The sequence below is a fragment of the Geomonas propionica genome, from assembly GCF_016458235.1.
Lineage (GTDB): Bacteria > Desulfobacterota > Desulfuromonadia > Geobacterales > Geobacteraceae > Geomonas > Geomonas propionica.
This window is the reverse complement of sequence record NZ_JAEMHK010000002.1, coordinates 255,466-271,337: the sequence shown is the minus strand read 5'-3', so window position 1 is coordinate 271,337 and position 15,872 is coordinate 255,466. Positions and strand designations below refer to the sequence as shown.

Here is a 15,872-nt window from a genome sequence, read left to right as displayed (position 1 = left end):
GGTTAGGGTTCACCTTTCTTTCTTACATGAGGAGCGCGGATAAGAGGTATGCTCAATACAGTTGCTGTTAACCTTCGGGCGATCTTTCGGGACAGGGTTTTTCACGGGATTGTAGTCGTTGCCTTGTTGTTTCTGCTGATCCCCTCGGTCAGCTCACTTTCCATGCGGCAAGTGACTGAGCTCTCGATTACTCTAGCGCTTTCCTTGCTTTCCTTGATTCTCCTGCTGCTGTCGATTTCCCTGGGCGCCACTTCGCTCTGGAAGGATATCGAGCGCCGTTACACCTACAGCGTACTCAGCCTCCCGCTCAGTCGCAGTGCCTACCTGGTAGGCAAGTTCGTCGCGGTCGCCCTGTTCCTGCTCTTGGCGACGCTGGTGCTTGGCGCGGTCGCCTGCTGCATGATCTGGCTCGCTTCTGGGATTTACCCTGCGGATCGGCCCATCGTCTGGATGAATCTGGTCCTGTGTATTGCGGCCGATCTGCTGAAGTACGTCATGCTGGTCGCCTACGCCTTTTTGTTTTCCACGGTCAGTACCTCGTTTTTTCTCCCTATTTTCGGCACCATATCCGTGTTCCTTGCTGGAAACGCCTCGCAGCAGGCCTACGATTATGTCCACTCCCCGCTTGCTACGACGCTTTCTCCGGTGGTCAAACAGGCAGCCTCGGTTCTCTACTACCTGTTGCCTAACTTCAGCGCCTTCAATCTCAGGATCAATGCCATTTACGGGATCCCCCTGTCCATGAAAGCCGTGGTGCTGCCCTTAATGTATTTCTGCATCTACACGACCCTCCTGGTGATTTTGGCAACCGTCATTTTTACCAGACGTGAGATGAAATGATGCCAAAGACGGTGCGGAAACTTTTTCTGGTTCTCCCCATGCTCTTGGCGGGCTATCTGGTGGTCGTTTTCGCCCTCGCCGATTACATGAGAAGCAAGCCATTCGTGGAAAAGCTCGGCTATATACCGAGCGTCAACACCATGAAGGCCATGTCGGCCGATCACAGGGAAACGGTCGGCGCCTTATTGATGCTGAAGGTCCTGATGTATTACGGTGGGCTGGTGGATAAGGCGAGCAACGAGCTGGATATGCCGGTTGATTACCCCGCCATGTCGCGCACCATCGATGCCAGCCTGAAGCTGGACCCCTACAACATGGATGGCTACTATTTCGCCCAGGCCGTTCTCACCTGGAACGTCGGGCAGGTGGCCCTCGCCAACACGTTCTTGGAACGCGGCATGCAGTATCGCGACTGGGATTGGCAGCTTCCCTACTTTGTCGGATTCAACAACGCCTATTTCCTCAAGGACTACGGACGTGCCGCCAAATACTACCGTCGCGCTGCTGAGCTCAGCGGCAATAACATGTTCATCAATCTGGCGGGGCGTTACATGCAGCGTTCCGGCAGTACCGAAATGGCCATTGTTTACCTCGGCAACATGGCCAGGAACTCGCGCGACCAGGCCGTGAAAAAATCGCTCCTCATCCGCCAGGCCGCCTTTATCAGGGTGTTCGCGCTGGAAAAGGCACGCGATGCTTTCGTGAAGCAGCGCGGGAAACTTCCCGGGTCACTGGAAGACCTGGTGCGGGCGGGTTTGCTGCGCGGGATCCCCAGGGATCCGTACGGCGGGAAATTCATCTTGCAAAGTGACGGCAGCATCAGCTCTACGAGCGGTTTCTCTTTCTCCGGGGTGAAAAAATAAGGCGAGGTCCGAGGCGCAAATGCACGCGATAGAATTCGACAAATTAAGCAAGGTATTCCAGGGCAAAAAGAAGGTCACCGTCAACGCCTTGAACTCCCTGTCACTGCAGGTTGACCAGGGAGAGGTGTTTGGTTTTCTCGGTCCCAATGGCGCCGGCAAAAGCACTTCCATCAAGATTTTGCTGGGCCTTATCGGCAGCACTGCTGGAACCGCTCGCATCATGGGGGTCGACGTCACCGAAAAAACTGCCCGTTCCCAGGTCGGCTTTCTTCCGGAGAATCCCTCTTTTTATGATTTTCTTACCGGCGAGGAGTACCTGCGCTTTGTCGGCAAGAGCTTCAACATGTCAGCGGCCGACATCTCCGTCAGAGGCAGCGAAGTTCTGAACCGTCTCGACCTTTGGGAGGCCCGCAAGCGCCCGATCCGTGGCTACAGCAAAGGGATGGTGCAACGTCTGGGACTTGCCCAGACGCTGATACATGATCCCGCTGTGTATGTTCTCGACGAGCCTATGAGCGGCCTCGACCCGATTGGCCGGGCCCTGGTGAAGGACATCATCCGCGAGCTCAAGGAGCGCGGCAAGACGGTATTCTTCAGCACCCATATCACTGCTGACGTGGAAGCCGTGTGTGACCGGGTTGGCGTCATCAACAAAGGCGTCCTGCTCGCCGTCGATACCGTCTCCGGCGTCCTCGAGCGTGGCGTCGAGGGGTACACCGTGCGACTTTTCAAGCCCGACGGAGCTTCCGAGGAGTGCGTTGTGGCCAAAGCCGATCTGCAGGACTTCATCGAGAAGTCGATAGCGCAGCGGTGCTCCATCGAAAGGGTCGAGCCCAAAAGAAAGGATATGGAAGCATTCTTCCTGGAAATGGTGTCGCCAAAGCAGACGTCGTGATGAAACTCCAAACCCGCTATCAGATTTTGATTCTGGCGGCTATCGTCCTTTGCGTCTATTACCCGGCACTCTCCGCCGGTACATGTTCTGTAGACGACCCCCGCATCATCGCAGCCTATGACGCCGGCGCAGGCAAGACACTGATTGGTTTATTCCGCCCCAACGGAACCTACTATTACCGGCCGCTTGTAGAACTGTCCTATTACCTGGACAACCTTCTCTGGAGCATGCACCCTCGGTTCATGCACCTGGAGAACGTACTGTTCCATGCCCTCAACACCATGCTCTTGTTCCTGATTGGAAGGCAGCTGGCAGCGGCCTGGTCCATAAAAGCACCCTGGTTTCCGCTGGCGGGCGCCCTCCTTTTCGCCGTTCATCCCATCAACACCGAACCGGTAACCTGGATCGCCGGCCGTACCGACCCCTTGGCGGCAGTTTTCGTTTTCGCTGCCCTCTGGTGTCTGCTGCAGTGCCTCAGCAGAGACCGGCTACTCTTTCTTTGCCCCGCCTTGCTGCTGTTCGTTATGGGGGTGCTCACCAAGGAGATCGCGGTCTGTTTCCTGCCGGCTGCGCTGCTGCTGACTGCCTGTTGGCCGTCCCCTGTCCGATCCCGGCGCACCGTTCTTCTCGTTTTGGCAGGCGTTGCCGCTTGCAGCGTGTTGTTGCTGTTAATTCTCGCCGCGCTCAGCCCGACGCTCAGCGTTAGCAACCTTTTGAGCAACCAGGTCGGGGGACCGCTGGCAGCATTGCAAACCGTTCTGTCCGCACTGGGCTTCTATCTGAAAAAACTGGTTCTGCCGCTTCCGCTCAATTTCGCCATCGATGCCGTTTCAGCGCTCTACTTGGTTCCCGCGATCCTTTTGTTGCTGCTGTTGCCGTTCTGGCTTAAGAAGCGCAGCATGGCAGCCGTGCTTGTCGCAGCTGGCGTCGTCTTTTTGCTCCCTGCGCTCGTGGTCTCGCTGGGCCATGTGGCCTGGACTCCGTTTGCCGAGCGCTACCTTTATCTCCCTTCCGCGTTCCTCTGCTTGGGGGTTGCCAGCCAGGCCTCCGTTATGCTGGAGAGGGCCAATTGGCAGCAGTTCTTGCTTCCCGCGGCCGTTGCCATCGCTGTTGTTGCGGGGTCTCTGACCATGCAGCGCACCTTTGTTTGGCAAAATAACCTCGCCCTTTTCGGTGATACGGTGCGTAAGTCCCCGGGCTTTGCTGCGGCACACCTCGAGCTTGGCGTTGCCCTTCTCCTAAAGGGAGAACTGCAGCAGGGCCGCAGCGAAATCGAGACGGCCGAACGGCTGAACGATCGGCCATCGATCAGGAGCCTCATCAAACAAAACTTGATGGCGGTGCGGCTTCAGGGGGGAGATGGTCAGGGGGCACGGGAATATTTTTTCCGCAACTTTGCCAGCAAGGAGCAAGCCGGCCCTGAATTCCTGCAGATGCTGACCAAGGCCGATGAGGGACTAGCCCGCCAGGCCGCCAATGCAGCTGTCAGGGATGGCATGTACCGCGACATCATCGCCACCTACCGGTTGCTGTACCTAAAGACCCGTGACCCCTTCAACCTCTACCAGAGCGGAAAGATGGCGCAAACACTTGGCGATCGTGACGCGGCCATGTCCTATTTTCGTCAAGCGGTGCGGGAAGCCCCTGCCGATACCCACTACCGCGCGGCGGCAGTGAAAATGTTGCAAAGGTTGGAGGACGGACAGTGATGACAGCTTATATCGCCTTGCTGCGTCCCGCCCAGTGGCTGAAAAACCTGATGCTGTTCTTTCCCCCGTTCCTGGGAGGGCAACTCCTGGTGCCGGGGCAACTAGCGCGCGGCATTACGCCGCTGCTCGCCTTCTGCTTCGTCTCCAGTTCCGGCTATGTGCTGAACGACTTGCTCGACCGCGAGCGCGACCAGAGCCATCCCAAGAAAAAACTGCGCCCCATCCCGTCCGGGAGGGCCAGTGTCACCGGGTCCGTTGTTCTTTGCCTCCTGCTGCTGGCTGCGGGACTCGCCCTCGGAAGCAGTTGCTCAATGCTGTTTCTGGCCTTTCTCCTTTGCTACCTGGGCGTCACGCTGTCTTACTCCTTCGCGCTCAAGAGCTATCCCATCGTGGACCTGTTTTGTATCTCCGCTGGGTTCCTGCTCCGTCTTCAGGCTGGCGGGGAAGTTTTTCACATCGAGATTTCCCCCTGGCTCTTTATGAGCGTATTTCTTCTTTCAATCTTCCTCAGCACGGGGAAAAGGCTGTGTGAGTATTCCCTGCTGGGAGAGAAGGCGGTTGAACACAGGGAAAACCTCGTCCATTACCCGCAGGGATACCTTGAGGGAATCATGTACCTGTCCGGTGGCGCGGTGCTGGTGACCTACGCTATGTACACCACCATCAACCGGACCACGCTGATCTACTCGGTGCCGCTTTGCTGCTTTGGCCTCTTCCGTTACATCCTGAGGGTACAGTCCGGCAAAAGCGGCGACCCGACCGAATCGCTTCTCAAAGACCGCGTCCTGCTGGCCGTCGGTATCGTGTGGGTGGCGATGGTGGCGTGGAGCATCTACTGGTGAGCCGGGTCTACGTCGTTGTCGTCAACTGGAACGGTTGGCGGGACACCGTGGAGTGCCTGGAAAGCCTGCGCGCCCTCAACTACTCCCCCCTGAGCGTCATCGTCTGTGACAACGGCTCGACGGACGATTCGCTGCATCGCCTTCGCGACTGGGTCGATGACCACGGCGTTGACTGCGCCGAGTACAGCGCCGCGGAGGCGGAATCCGGCGGTATTGCCGGACTGGACCCCTGGCTTGTCCTGGTGCGCAACGGCGGCAATCTGGGCTTCGCCGGCGGCAACAATGTTGCGTTGCGCTACACCCTGTCCCGGGACGATTTCTCCTACGCCTGGCTGCTCAACAACGACACTGTCGTCGATCGCGATGCACTTTCACACCTGGTGCGGCGCATGGAGGAACACCCCTCCATCGGCATGTGCGGGTCGACCATCCGCTACTATGCGGACCGGGACAAGGTGCAGGCACTAGGTGGGGGGCATTACTGCCGCTTCGTCGGCCTTCCCTGGCACTACGGCCGGTTCCTCGGAGGGCGCACCGAGCGCAGCAGGGCCGAGAGGTGGATGAACTACGTGGAAGGTGCGTCGCTCATGGTCTCCAGTCGCTTTCTCAGGGAGGTAGGGCTCATGTCCGAGGACTACTTCCTCTATTTCGAGGAGGCGGACTGGGCGGAGCGGGCGAAGGGACGCTTCGAACTCGGATATGCGCCGCAGAGCCTCGTCTACCACAAGGTGGGCCGCAGCATCGGCACCAGCAGCAACCCGCGCCGCAAGAGCTACACCTGCGACTTTTACAATGTGCGCAACCGCATCCTGTTCACCCGACGCTACTATCCCCACGCCCTGCCAACCGTCTACCTGGTGCTGTTGGGCGGACTGCTGCTGCGCATACTGCTGGGGCGCTTCGACCACGCCGCCATGGTGCTGCGGCTCCTCCTGGGAAGGGGCAAGCGATGAGCAGGGAACCGCGCTTTTCCATCGTAACCGTGGTGCGTAACGCCGCGAGCGACCTCGAAGAGACCATCCTCAGCGTGCTGGAGCAAAAGCGCACCAAAGCCATAGACTACCTGATCATCGATGGCGGCTCCACGGATGGCACGCGGCAGGTCATAGAGAGGTACGCAGACCGGTTGCACTACTGGGTGAGCGAACCGGACCGCGGCACATACGACGCCATGAACAAGGGGTGGCGCGCGGCAGACCCCGAAAGCTCCATCCTCTTTCTCGGTGCCGGGGATCGGGTGATCTCCCTGCCGGACCGACTCGACAACTATGCCCCCCGCGACGTTCTCTACGGTACGGTGCAGATGGGGCCGGGGCGGGTCTTTCACCCGAGAGCCGACTGGCACTTGCGGCTCTACAACACCCTGCATCACCAGGCGCTTTTGGTGCCCAAGCGGCTGCACCCCGAGCCTCCCTTTGACTGCCGTTACCCGGTGTACGCCGACTTCGATTTCAATCAGAGGATGAAAAAAGACGGGGTCAATTTTGTCTTCTGTCCGCAGTTGATCGGCTATGCCCGCCCGGGCGGGGTGAGCGACACCCCCCGCTTCACGGAAACTTTGCGGATTGTTAGGGCAAATTTCGGTTTTTACTGGGCGGCGCTGGCCGTTTCGGGTTATTATGCCATGACGATTTTGCCGCTCATGAAGAAGCTGCGCCCCATACGCGACGTCTGATACCACCAAAAGGGCCATGGCCATAGAAGAAAGCCTACAACCTGAACTGTTACTCATCGAGCCTGACGCTCCGGCCCTGCATTATTGGCGCGACCTCTGGAGGTACCGGGAACTGCTCTGGTTCCTGGTCTGGCGCGACGTGCTGGTCCGCTACAAGCAGACCGCGATCGGGGTGCTTTGGAGCTTGCTGCGTCCCTTGCTCGCCATGATCGCTTTCACCCTGGTCTTTGGCCTGTTCGCCAAGATGCCCTCCGGCGAGGCGCCTTACCCGTTGCTGGTCTTTGCCGCCATGCTTCCCTGGAATTTCTTCGCCAATGCCTTATCCGAAAGTTCCGGTGCGCTGATCGGTAACGCCAACCTGCTCACCAAGGTTTATTTCCCGCGCATGATTATCCCCTTGAGCAGCGTCATCGCCAGCCTGCTGGACTTCGCCATCTCCCTCGCGGTCATGGCGGTCATCATGCTCTGGTACGGGGTTTTCCCGACCTGGCGGGTGCTTGCCCTTCCTCTGTTCCTGCTCTTGGCCTGCGTGGCCGCCACTGGGGCCGGGCTGTGGTTCTCCGCGCTCAACGTGAAGTACCGCGACTTCCGCTATGTGGTTCCGTTCCTGCTGCAGTTTGGCCTCTACGTCTCGCCGGTGGGGTTCGCAAGCGCCGTGGTCCCCGAAAAATGGCGTCTTTTCTACGCGCTGAATCCGATGGTCGGGGTGATCGACGGCTTCAGATGGGCGCTGCTCGGGCTGAAGGTCGAGGTCTTCTGGCCCGGCATCATCCTGTCAACCTTCCTGTCGCTTTTGCTGCTGGCGGGTGGCCTCCGGTTCTTCCGCGGCACCGAGAAGACCATGGCGGATGTGATATGAGCGCGCCGGCCGTCAGCGTACGCAACCTGGGCAAGAAATATCTTCTCTCGCATCAGCCGCGCGAGCAGTACACCGCCCTGCGCGACGTACTAAGCGACGGTGTCGCCTCTTTTGCCAGAAGGCTTTGCCGTCCTTTCGCAAAGGATGAGCGCGCCGATAGCGTGGAGGAGTTCTGGGCGCTGCAGGATGTCTCCTTTGAGATCAAGCAAGGGGAGCGGGTCGGCATCATCGGCCGCAACGGCGCGGGAAAGTCGACCCTCTTGAAGATCCTGAGCCGCATCACCGAGCCCAGCACCGGCAGCATCCGGATCAGAGGGAAGGTGGCGAGCCTGCTGGAGGTCGGCACCGGATTCCACCCGGAACTGACCGGTCGCGAGAACATCTACCTGAACGGGGCAATCCTCGGCATGCGGCGCGAGGAGATCAGGCGCAAGTTCGACGAGATCGTGCAGTTCGCCGAGATCGAGAAGTTCCTGGACACCCCGGTCAAACGTTACTCGTCCGGGATGTACGTACGCCTGGCCTTCGCCGTAGCCGCCCACCTCGAGCCCGAGATACTGGTCGTGGACGAGGTGCTGGCAGTCGGTGATGCGCAGTTTCAAAACAAATGCCTGGGGAAGATGGAGGAGGTGGGCAGGGAGGGACGCACCGTACTTTTTGTCAGCCACAATATGGGTGCGATCCACAAGCTGTGCGACCGCGCCATCTGGCTGGAGAGCGGACAACTGCTGGAATCGAGCGACACGGATACGGTCGTTCAGAAGTACCTTTCTTCCGCTTTTCCCGGCCAGTCGACCAGGCAATTCCCGGTGAGAAGCGACAAGGCCGCTCAGGTCCTGCAGGTGAGGCTTCTCAATGGTGAGCATCAAGAGAGTACGGAATTCGGTTTAGGAGAGGAGCCGTGCGTCGAGGTTCGCTATCTGCTGAACCGTGAACTGACCGGGATACACGTGGCCTGCATAGTGACCACCGTGCAGGGAGTGCATGCCTTCTCGACCGCGGATACCGACACCAACGCGCAGTTGTTTGAGGCGCGCCCCGCTGGCGAATATGTATCCTGGGTGCGGCTCCCCATGAAGGACTTCAACTCGGGGATCTACCACGTTGCCATCGGCATCGGAATCCCGGGGGTGCAGATCCTTGACCGCCAGGAAGCGCTTTCCTTCACCGTGCATGACACCGGCGGCTTTGGGACGCTCAAGGAGGGGGCCCGGAGGGCGGGTTTGCTCGTTTTCGAGGTGCCATGGCACCTCCGGGAGAAGACCTGATGTTTTTCGGCAGCTACCCCAAGCGTTTTTATAGCCTGGAGGCCCCCTCTGTAGAGTTGTCCGGGCGGCAGGCTGCCGCGCTTAAGCGGTTCAGGACGGGGGTGAAAGAGGGGGGCTACGAGCTGGAGCCTGCCCCATGCATCTGCGGCAGTGATGACGGGATGCTGCTGGCGAGACGGGACCGCTTCGCACTGGAGGTGGATACCTATCTTTGCCGGCACTGCGGCGTGCTCAGGACCTCGCCCCGGCTCACCCCGGAGAGCCTGTCACGCTTTTATGACAGCGACTACCGGGAACTGTATGTTGGTGAGGAGGCTGCCTCGGAAGCCTTTTTTGCGGAGCAGTCGGCTCATGGCCGCTTGATCCTTGACTCGGTGCTGCAAAACATCCCGGGGGAGTTGGCCGGCACGGTAGTCTTCGACGTAGGCTGCGGTGCAGGCGGTGTCCTGGTCCCTTTCCGGGAGTCCGGCTGCCTGGTGTATGGCTGCGATCACGGCGGCAGGTATCTCGAGTACGGCCGCTCTCAGGGGCTGCAACTGGAGCACGGCGGAGCAGCAGAGCTTGGCCGGCACGGGAAGGCGAAGGTCGTCATCTTAAGCCATGTGCTCGAGCATTTTCCCGACCCGAGGGCCGAGTTAGCATTGCTGTCGTCGCTTCTGGAGGATGACGGCTACCTGTACATCGAGCTCCCTGGCGTATTCAACATTCACAACGTGTATCGGGACTTTCTGCTTTATCTGCAGAACGCGCACCTGTACCACTTCACCCTGAGCACCTTGTCGTCGCTTTTGGCGGATGCCGGCTTCGAACTGGTCTTCGGCTATGAAAACGTGGTCGCGCTTTTCAAAAAGGGAAGTGGGAGACCGGCGCAGGCTGGCAAGAGTGAGTACGTCAAAGTGTTGTGCTACCTGTACAGCGTCGAGCTGAGCAGGCTGGCAATTTTCAGGAAACTTCCCCAGCAGGTAGCCCGCATCATCGGGTGGACCCACAAAAGGGCATGGTGAGATATGGACGTTAAGGCAATCGCGGAAATAGGATGCAATCACATGGGGAAGATGGACATCGCCCATGAGATGATCAAGATGGCGGCGCAGTTTTGCAAGGTCGACATCATCAAGTTTCAGAAACGGACCAACAGGGAACTGCTTACTCCCGAGGAGTACCAGGCACCGCACCCCAATCCCGCCAATTCCTACGGCGCCACCTACGGCGAACACCGCGACTACCTCGAGTTCGATGTGGACCAGCACCGCCAGCTTAAGGCGTGGTGCGAGGAGTGGGGCTGCGAGTACAGCACCTCGGTCTGGGACCTGACCGCCGCCAAGGAGATCGCGCAACTCAAGCCGCGCATTCTAAAGATCCCCTCTGCCTGCAACCTCGATTTCGAACTTTTGGAGTGGCTGGCGACGAACTACGGCGGTGAACTGCATGTATCGCTCGGGATGACCACACCCGCCGAGGAACAACGCATCGTGTCGTTCTTTGAAGACAAGGGACGCAGCCAGGACCTCGTCCTGTACGCCTGCACCTCAGGCTACCCCGTCCCGTTCGAGGATATCTGCCTGTATCAGATCAAGCACCTGGTCGAGAACTTTGGCCACCGGGTCCGCGGCATCGGTTTTTCCGGGCACCATCTCGGGATCGCCGCGGATATCGCGGCGCTGGCGCTGGGAGCCAGGTACTTCGAGCGCCACTTCACCTTGGACCGCACCTGGAAGGGGACCGATCACGCGGCCAGCCTCGAGCCGGACGGCATGAGACGCCTGGCGCGCGACCTGCGCAACGTTTCGAAGTCGCTTTCCTACAAGAGCCAGGATGTGCTCCCCATCGAAGCGGTCCAGCGCAGGAAGCTCAAGAGGAAGGTCAATGACTGACATGGTGGCCCTGGTTCCGTTGCGTGGCGGTTCCAAAAGCATTCCGGACAAGAACATCCGCATGATCGGCGGCAAACCACTGTGCGCCTGGGTCCTGGAGGCAGCGTGCCAATCCGGGATTTTCTCCCGGGTGGTAGTATCCACGGATTCCGCCAAGATAGCGCAGACGGTGGCGGGGCTCGGACTCCCCGTGGAGGTACTTGATCGTCCCGCCGAATTGGCAACGGACACTGCCTCCACCGAGGCGGTCATGCTCCATGCCGCCCGTTGCATCGATTTTGAAGTAGTGGTCACCATTCAGGCGACCTCCCCGCTGGTCACCCCCGAAGATTTTCGTCGCGCCGCTGCCTTGTTCCGGGCCGGCGGCTACGACTCGCTCGTTACCGGGGTCAGGACCAAGAGGTTTTTCTGGAACGGCGACGGCTCGCCGCTCAATTACGACCCGCGCTCCCGGCCGCGCAGGCAGGAGTTCGCCGGGACGTTCATGGAGAACGGGGCCTTCTATTTCACCAGGCGCAAACTCTTGGAGGAGTCGCAATGCCGCCTGGGCGGGCGGATCGCCGTGTACGAAATGGCCCCGGATACAGCCGTCGAAATCGACGAGCCTGCCGATTGGGAGGTGGTGGAACGCGCCCTGAGGCTAAAAGCTGTGAGCACGGCAACCGGCTCCCTGGGCGACATCAGGCTTTTGGCGGTGGACGTGGACGGCACGCTCACCGACGCCGGCATGTACTGGTCGGCAGAGGGGGACCGGCTTAAAAAGTTCAACACCCGCGATGCCAAAGGACTCCAACTGGTGCGCGAAGCTGGTGTGGAAGTGGCGGTGTTGACCTCGGAGAACTCTCCCATCGTGACCGCCCGCATGGCGAAGCTGGGCATCACGCGCTGCTACATCGGCGTTGAGGACAAGCAGGGCTGTCTGCTGGAGTTGGTACGCGACCTGGGTATCGAGCTTGGCCAGACCGCCTACATCGGCGATGACGTCAATGACCTCGCCTGTCTCAAGCTCTCCGGGTTCTCGGCCTGTCCCGGCGACGCGGTGGATGCGGTTCGGGCAGTGGTGCACCACGTTTCCAGGCACAAGGGGGGGATGGGTGCAGTCCGGGAACTGTGCCAGATGATTCTGGAGGCTCAGGGATGCTAGTGAGGACCCAGCAGTTACTGCCACCGGTGCTCTTTCGAAGGCTGGAACAACTGCTCGACACCTGGTCCTTCCGGGGCTGCCCCGATCGGGTCGCCGTCGCAAAAAACGTGTCGCTCAAGGGGGCGGCCCGGGGGAAAAGGGCTTTTCTGCTGGCCACCGGGCCGAGTATCAGGCAGGAGGATTTGCAACTGCTGAAAGGGGAGGATTGCTTCAGCTTGAGCAACTTCTTTCTGCACCAGCACATCAAGGACATCTGCCCGCGGTTCCACTTCTTTGCGCCGTACCACCCGCCTTTGGTCCTGGAGAACTACGTCGAATGGCTGCAGCTTGCGGACCGCACGCTGCCGCAAAGCACCGCGATCTTTCTGGGGCATGCCACGAAGCCCATGGTGGAGCGGTACCACCTCTTTGCCGGGCGCGAGGTCTTCTACCTTTACCTGTCTGAGCACCCCAGTACTCAACAGGTCGATATCACCAGGCAGGTTCTCTCCCCACAGAGCGGCCCGCTCATGATCCTCCCCGTTTTGCTGTACATGGGATACCGGGAGGTCTACCTTGTCGGTTGCGATCATAGTAACCTCAGGGACTACAAAAAACCGATGGAGCACTTCTACCCGAAGGAGCAGGACGTCCGCAAAAACGCCTCCGACGAGAACGCCTGGGACGATGTCACCAGCACCATGTGGCAGGCTTACAACCTTTTCAGCCAGTACGAGTTCTACAAGGAGCTGTACCGCAAATCGGGAGCGACCATAGTGAACCTCTCCACTGATAGCTGGCTCGACATGTTCGAACAGGGAAGGCTCGGCGACGTGATTTCGCACGCGGCCGCGAGGCCCGAATGATCCGCTCGCTCTTGTCCAGACTCAGGCGCGCCTGGCGCCCACCGCAATGGCGTGAGATAGAGCATTTTGACGAGCAGTGGAAGCGGCGCATAAAGGGGCTTGCCTACCTGCTCGATCAGGAAAAGAGCGTTCTCGATCTTGGCTGTGGCAGGATGTGGCTCCGGGAGTTTCTTCCGGACGGCACCCGGTACTTTTGCTGCGACTACGTGGCCAGGAGCCCGGAAACGATAGTGTGCGACTTCAACCGCAACGAGTTTCCCGATCTGCGTGTCGATGTCTGCTTTGTCAGCGGCTGCCTGGAGTACGTGGAGGACGTGGACTGGTTCTTGGGACGAATCGCCCAGGCGTCCGACCGGCTGATCCTCTCCTATTGCAGCACGGAACTCGTCCCCGGCCTTCCCGGCAGGAAGAGCCTCGCCTGGAAGAGCCATCTCAGCCATGATGCCTTGCTTGCCAAGGCTGAGGCCGCCGGATTTCAACTGTGCGCACGGGGCGAGGACATAGACGGCAACGAGATGCTGAAGTTCGAGAAACCATCCAGGCAAAATCCAACCGGGAGCCAGGCCAGCAAGTGAACACCATATCGATATTCGACACCTCCATCAGCGATTACAATCTCGGCAATGAGATCATCATGGAGTCGGTCTACGGCCACATGCGTGAGGTGTTCCCGGAGGCCTTCTTCTTCAAGCTCCCCTACATGGAGATAACCCGCCACACCCGCAGTTGCATCCAGCAAAGCGACCTCCTCGTCTTCGGTGGTACCAACTCCCTAAGCAGCAGGATGGAGCAGTACAAGCAATGGGACGTGAACCTGCGCAAGTCAGCCTACGTGAAAAACGTGGTCCTAATGGGGCTTGGCTGGTGGCAGTACCAGGAGAAAGAGAGCCTCTACACCAAGGTGCTCCTGAAGAGAGTGTTGAGCGGAAAATGGCTGCACTCGGTCAGGGACTCATATACCGAGGAAAAGTTGCGCGGCCTTGGTTTTGACAACGTGGTGAACACGGGGTGCCCCACGCTTTGGCAACTGACGCCGGAGCACTGCCGGGAGATCAGGACAGAGATCGGCGATACCGTTGTCAGCACCCTGACGGACTACAGCCAGGACCCGGAAGCGGACCGCAGGATGCTGGAGGTGCTGTCGCAGTGCTACCGGCGTGTCCTGGTCTGGTTGCAAGGCGTCGGGGACAGGGACTACCTGGCCGCGCTTGGCGTAGCCGGTGTCGAGGTAATTCCCCCTTATCTGCAGGCCTTTGACGGCGCATTGGCTGATCCGGCCGTCGACTACGTCGGCACCAGGCTGCACGCGGGGATCAGGTCACTGCAAAAAGGGAGAAGAAGCCTCATCATCGGGGTAGACAACCGCGCTGCCGAGATGCGTAAGGATTTCGACCTTCCGGTCCTGGAGCGCTCTGCCCTTGACCAACTGGAGAGCCGGATCAGGACCCCTGGGGTGACGCGGATCCGCCTGCCGAAGGAAAACATTAACCGTTGGAAAGGGCAGTTTTCCAGTTCGACCGGCGTGAAACCGTATTAACCGTCGTGGCACGGGGCCGCAAGGAGAGGTTTTCATGGGGATCATCAATCTGCTGGCCGGCATTGCCCGGCACACCGTTAAACGGGTGCGCCTCGCCTTGCTGCACAGGAAGTGCTGGCAGCAAAGGTCGGGAGCGGTCCTGCGTATGCAGGGGCTGGAAATGGCGGTCACCGACGGAGCGAATTTCTACATGCAGTACAAGGACGAGTTCGTCAACCGCATCTACCACTTCGACGCGGTGCGGCCGGACCCGTTAATCATCGACGGCGGCAGCAACATGGGCATGTCCATCCTGCAGTTCAAAAAGGTCCACCCCGGAGCCAGGGTCCTCGCCTTCGAACCCGATCCGGAGCTGTTCAAGATCCTTTCCGGCAACCTTTCACGCAACAACATCACCGACGTGAGCCTGGTCAACGCGGGACTTGCCGCAGAGGAGGGCGAGACCAGCTTCCTGGCGGACGGAAAGGCCGGCGGACAGATCGCTGAACAGGGTTCGGTCCGGGTGCGCATGGTGCGTTTGTCGAGTTACCTGGACCAACCGGTGGATTTCCTCAAACTGAACATTGAAGGAGAGGAACTCGCCGTGCTCACCGAGGCCGCCCAGGCTGGAAAGCTGCGTCAGATTCGCGAGCTGGTTCTGGAGTACCATGGCTGGGCCGGGCAGCGCCAACTGCTGGGAGACCTCCTGAATCTGCTCGATCGGGAGGGGTACCGCTACCTGGTTCACGATTTCGATGCCGAGACCTGTTTCGCCTCGAAGCCCCCGTTCCGGCTGGGACCTGATACCACCTGGTTCTGCTTGGTGTACGCCAAGCGCAACGATCTCCTTGCTGAGGGGAAGTGAAACGATGACCTTTTTCCGGCACATATGGAGGAGCATCCGGCTGGGGCGGCTGCAGCCGGTCAGCAGGAGTTTCGGGTTCGACCGCGGCCAGCCCATCGACCGCTATTACATCGAAAGGTTCCTGAGCGACAACAGCCTGGACATCAAGGGGAGGGTGCTCGAGGTGGGCGACGGCGAGTATACCCGTGTTTTCGGCGCTGAGCGGGTGACGAAGTCCGATGTCTTGCACGCCCAGCCTGGCAACCCCGAGGCGACCCTGGTCGGCAACCTCGCCACGGGCGAAGGGATCCCCGACCTCTCCTTTGACTGCATGATCCTGACGCAGACGTTCCCTTTCATCTACGACCTGCAGGCGGCGGTTGCCAGCACCTACCTGAAGCTGAAGGAGGGAGGAGTGCTCCTGGCCACCTTTGCCGGCATCAGCCAGATCAGCCGGTATGACATGGACCGCTGGGGCGACTTTTGGCGGCTTAGTGACGTCGCCGCCCGCCGTCTGTTCGGCGACGTGTTCGGCGACCAGAACGTGGTCGTTCAAAGCCACGGAAACGTTCTCGTTGCCTGCAGCTTCCTGCATGGACTTGCCAGCCGTGAACTCACCCGAGCCGAGCTCGAATACCGGGACGAGGATTACCAGGTGCTGATCACCGTGCGAGCGGTGAAGCGGGCCCGGAGCTGAC

17 protein-coding genes are annotated in these 15,872 nt (G+C 59.7%); all 17 read left to right on the top strand.

Annotated features, from left to right (window positions below; translation table 11 throughout):
* Window positions 1–48: 48 nt before the first annotated feature.
* Genes JFN90_RS03825 through JFN90_RS03745 form a run of 17 tightly spaced genes read left to right on the top strand, consistent with a single transcriptional unit; the run spans window position 49 to window position 15,871 of the window.
* Window positions 49–840 (top strand): ABC transporter permease subunit, encoded by a 792-nt coding sequence (locus JFN90_RS03825; protein ID WP_199393773.1) that lies wholly within the window; start codon window positions 49–51, stop codon window positions 838–840.
* Complete coding sequence (locus tag JFN90_RS03820) at window positions 840–1,703, top strand: hypothetical protein (protein ID WP_215906674.1); 864 nt, start codon at window positions 840–842, stop codon at window positions 1,701–1,703. Before JFN90_RS03825 ends, JFN90_RS03820 begins: the two co-directional genes overlap by 1 nt.
* 19 nt (window positions 1,704–1,722) lie before the next feature.
* Complete coding sequence (locus JFN90_RS03815) at window positions 1,723–2,598, top strand: ABC transporter ATP-binding protein (RefSeq protein WP_199393772.1); 876 nt, start codon at window positions 1,723–1,725, stop codon at window positions 2,596–2,598.
* On the top strand, window positions 2,598–4,307 hold the full coding sequence (locus JFN90_RS03810; RefSeq protein ID WP_199393771.1) for a glycosyltransferase family protein: 1,710 nt from the start codon (window positions 2,598–2,600) through the stop codon (window positions 4,305–4,307). Before JFN90_RS03815 ends, JFN90_RS03810 begins: the two co-directional genes overlap by 1 nt.
* Window positions 4,307–5,149: a decaprenyl-phosphate phosphoribosyltransferase gene (locus tag JFN90_RS03805; protein ID WP_199393941.1), complete on the top strand. Its 843-nt coding sequence runs from the start codon at window positions 4,307–4,309 to the stop codon at window positions 5,147–5,149. The genes JFN90_RS03810 and JFN90_RS03805 overlap by 1 nt, the downstream gene beginning before the upstream one ends.
* Window positions 5,131–6,102: a glycosyltransferase family 2 protein gene (locus tag JFN90_RS03800; RefSeq protein WP_328755317.1), complete on the top strand. Its 972-nt coding sequence runs from the start codon at window positions 5,131–5,133 to the stop codon at window positions 6,100–6,102. Before JFN90_RS03805 ends, JFN90_RS03800 begins: the two co-directional genes overlap by 19 nt.
* Window positions 6,099–6,824 (top strand): glycosyltransferase family 2 protein, encoded by a 726-nt coding sequence (locus JFN90_RS03795; RefSeq protein ID WP_199393770.1) that lies wholly within the window; start codon window positions 6,099–6,101, stop codon window positions 6,822–6,824. Before JFN90_RS03800 ends, JFN90_RS03795 begins: the two co-directional genes overlap by 4 nt.
* A 16-nt stretch (window positions 6,825–6,840) precedes the next feature.
* Window positions 6,841–7,683, top strand: coding sequence for an ABC transporter permease (locus JFN90_RS03790; RefSeq protein ID WP_199393769.1), 843 nt, complete (start codon window positions 6,841–6,843; stop codon window positions 7,681–7,683).
* Window positions 7,680–8,951: an ABC transporter ATP-binding protein gene (locus tag JFN90_RS03785; protein WP_199393768.1), complete on the top strand. Its 1,272-nt coding sequence runs from the start codon at window positions 7,680–7,682 to the stop codon at window positions 8,949–8,951. Before JFN90_RS03790 ends, JFN90_RS03785 begins: the two co-directional genes overlap by 4 nt.
* Complete coding sequence (locus JFN90_RS03780; protein ID WP_199393767.1) at window positions 8,927–9,955, top strand: class I SAM-dependent methyltransferase; 1,029 nt, start codon at window positions 8,927–8,929, stop codon at window positions 9,953–9,955. The genes JFN90_RS03785 and JFN90_RS03780 overlap by 25 nt, the downstream gene beginning before the upstream one ends.
* Before the next feature lie 42 nt (window positions 9,956–9,997).
* On the top strand, window positions 9,998–10,825 hold the full coding sequence (locus JFN90_RS03775) for an N-acetylneuraminate synthase family protein (RefSeq protein ID WP_236018845.1): 828 nt from the start codon (window positions 9,998–10,000) through the stop codon (window positions 10,823–10,825).
* A complete protein-coding gene (locus tag JFN90_RS03770) occupies window positions 10,818–11,969 on the top strand; it encodes an acylneuraminate cytidylyltransferase (protein ID WP_199393765.1) in 1,152 nt (383 codons plus the stop codon). Before JFN90_RS03775 ends, JFN90_RS03770 begins: the two co-directional genes overlap by 8 nt.
* Window positions 11,963–12,814: a hypothetical protein gene (locus JFN90_RS03765; RefSeq protein ID WP_199393764.1), complete on the top strand. Its 852-nt coding sequence runs from the start codon at window positions 11,963–11,965 to the stop codon at window positions 12,812–12,814. Before JFN90_RS03770 ends, JFN90_RS03765 begins: the two co-directional genes overlap by 7 nt.
* The gene (locus tag JFN90_RS03760) at window positions 12,811–13,389 is read left to right on the top strand and encodes a class I SAM-dependent methyltransferase (RefSeq protein ID WP_199393763.1); all 579 of its coding nucleotides are present in this window, start codon (window positions 12,811–12,813) and stop codon (window positions 13,387–13,389) included. The genes JFN90_RS03765 and JFN90_RS03760 overlap by 4 nt, the downstream gene beginning before the upstream one ends.
* A complete protein-coding gene (locus JFN90_RS03755) occupies window positions 13,386–14,351 on the top strand; it encodes a polysaccharide pyruvyl transferase family protein (RefSeq protein ID WP_199393762.1) in 966 nt (321 codons plus the stop codon). Before JFN90_RS03760 ends, JFN90_RS03755 begins: the two co-directional genes overlap by 4 nt.
* 34 nt (window positions 14,352–14,385) lie before the next feature.
* The gene (locus tag JFN90_RS03750) at window positions 14,386–15,195 is read left to right on the top strand and encodes an FkbM family methyltransferase (protein ID WP_199393761.1); all 810 of its coding nucleotides are present in this window, start codon (window positions 14,386–14,388) and stop codon (window positions 15,193–15,195) included.
* 4 nt (window positions 15,196–15,199) lie between these two features.
* On the top strand, window positions 15,200–15,871 hold the full coding sequence (locus JFN90_RS03745) for a class I SAM-dependent methyltransferase (protein WP_199393760.1): 672 nt from the start codon (window positions 15,200–15,202) through the stop codon (window positions 15,869–15,871).
* Window position 15,872: the final 1 nt, after the last annotated feature.

What these genes read in the sequence shown, in the direction of transcription:
- JFN90_RS03825 (WP_199393773.1), top strand. Translation starts at nt 49, where the DNA reads ATGCTCAATACAGTTGCTGTTAACCTTCGGGCGATCTTTCGGGACAGG.
- JFN90_RS03805 (WP_199393941.1), top strand. Translation starts at nt 4,307, where the DNA reads ATGACAGCTTATATCGCCTTGCTGCGTCCCGCCCAGTGGCTGAAAAAC.
- JFN90_RS03815 (WP_199393772.1), top strand. Translation starts at nt 1,723, where the DNA reads ATGCACGCGATAGAATTCGACAAATTAAGCAAGGTATTCCAGGGCAAA.
- JFN90_RS03770 (WP_199393765.1), top strand. Translation starts at nt 10,818, where the DNA reads ATGACTGACATGGTGGCCCTGGTTCCGTTGCGTGGCGGTTCCAAAAGC.
- JFN90_RS03810 (WP_199393771.1), top strand. Translation starts at nt 2,598, where the DNA reads ATGAAACTCCAAACCCGCTATCAGATTTTGATTCTGGCGGCTATCGTC.
- JFN90_RS03790 (WP_199393769.1), top strand. Translation starts at nt 6,841, where the DNA reads ATGGCCATAGAAGAAAGCCTACAACCTGAACTGTTACTCATCGAGCCT.
- JFN90_RS03750 (WP_199393761.1), top strand. Translation starts at nt 14,386, where the DNA reads ATGGGGATCATCAATCTGCTGGCCGGCATTGCCCGGCACACCGTTAAA.
- JFN90_RS03745 (WP_199393760.1), top strand. Translation starts at nt 15,200, where the DNA reads ATGACCTTTTTCCGGCACATATGGAGGAGCATCCGGCTGGGGCGGCTG.
- JFN90_RS03775 (WP_236018845.1), top strand. Translation starts at nt 9,998, where the DNA reads ATGGGGAAGATGGACATCGCCCATGAGATGATCAAGATGGCGGCGCAG.
- JFN90_RS03795 (WP_199393770.1), top strand. Translation starts at nt 6,099, where the DNA reads ATGAGCAGGGAACCGCGCTTTTCCATCGTAACCGTGGTGCGTAACGCC.
- JFN90_RS03765 (WP_199393764.1), top strand. Translation starts at nt 11,963, where the DNA reads ATGCTAGTGAGGACCCAGCAGTTACTGCCACCGGTGCTCTTTCGAAGG.
- JFN90_RS03785 (WP_199393768.1), top strand. Translation starts at nt 7,680, where the DNA reads ATGAGCGCGCCGGCCGTCAGCGTACGCAACCTGGGCAAGAAATATCTT.
- JFN90_RS03780 (WP_199393767.1), top strand. Translation starts at nt 8,927, where the DNA reads ATGGCACCTCCGGGAGAAGACCTGATGTTTTTCGGCAGCTACCCCAAG.
- JFN90_RS03820 (WP_215906674.1), top strand. Translation starts at nt 840, where the DNA reads ATGCCAAAGACGGTGCGGAAACTTTTTCTGGTTCTCCCCATGCTCTTG.
- JFN90_RS03760 (WP_199393763.1), top strand. Translation starts at nt 12,811, where the DNA reads ATGATCCGCTCGCTCTTGTCCAGACTCAGGCGCGCCTGGCGCCCACCG.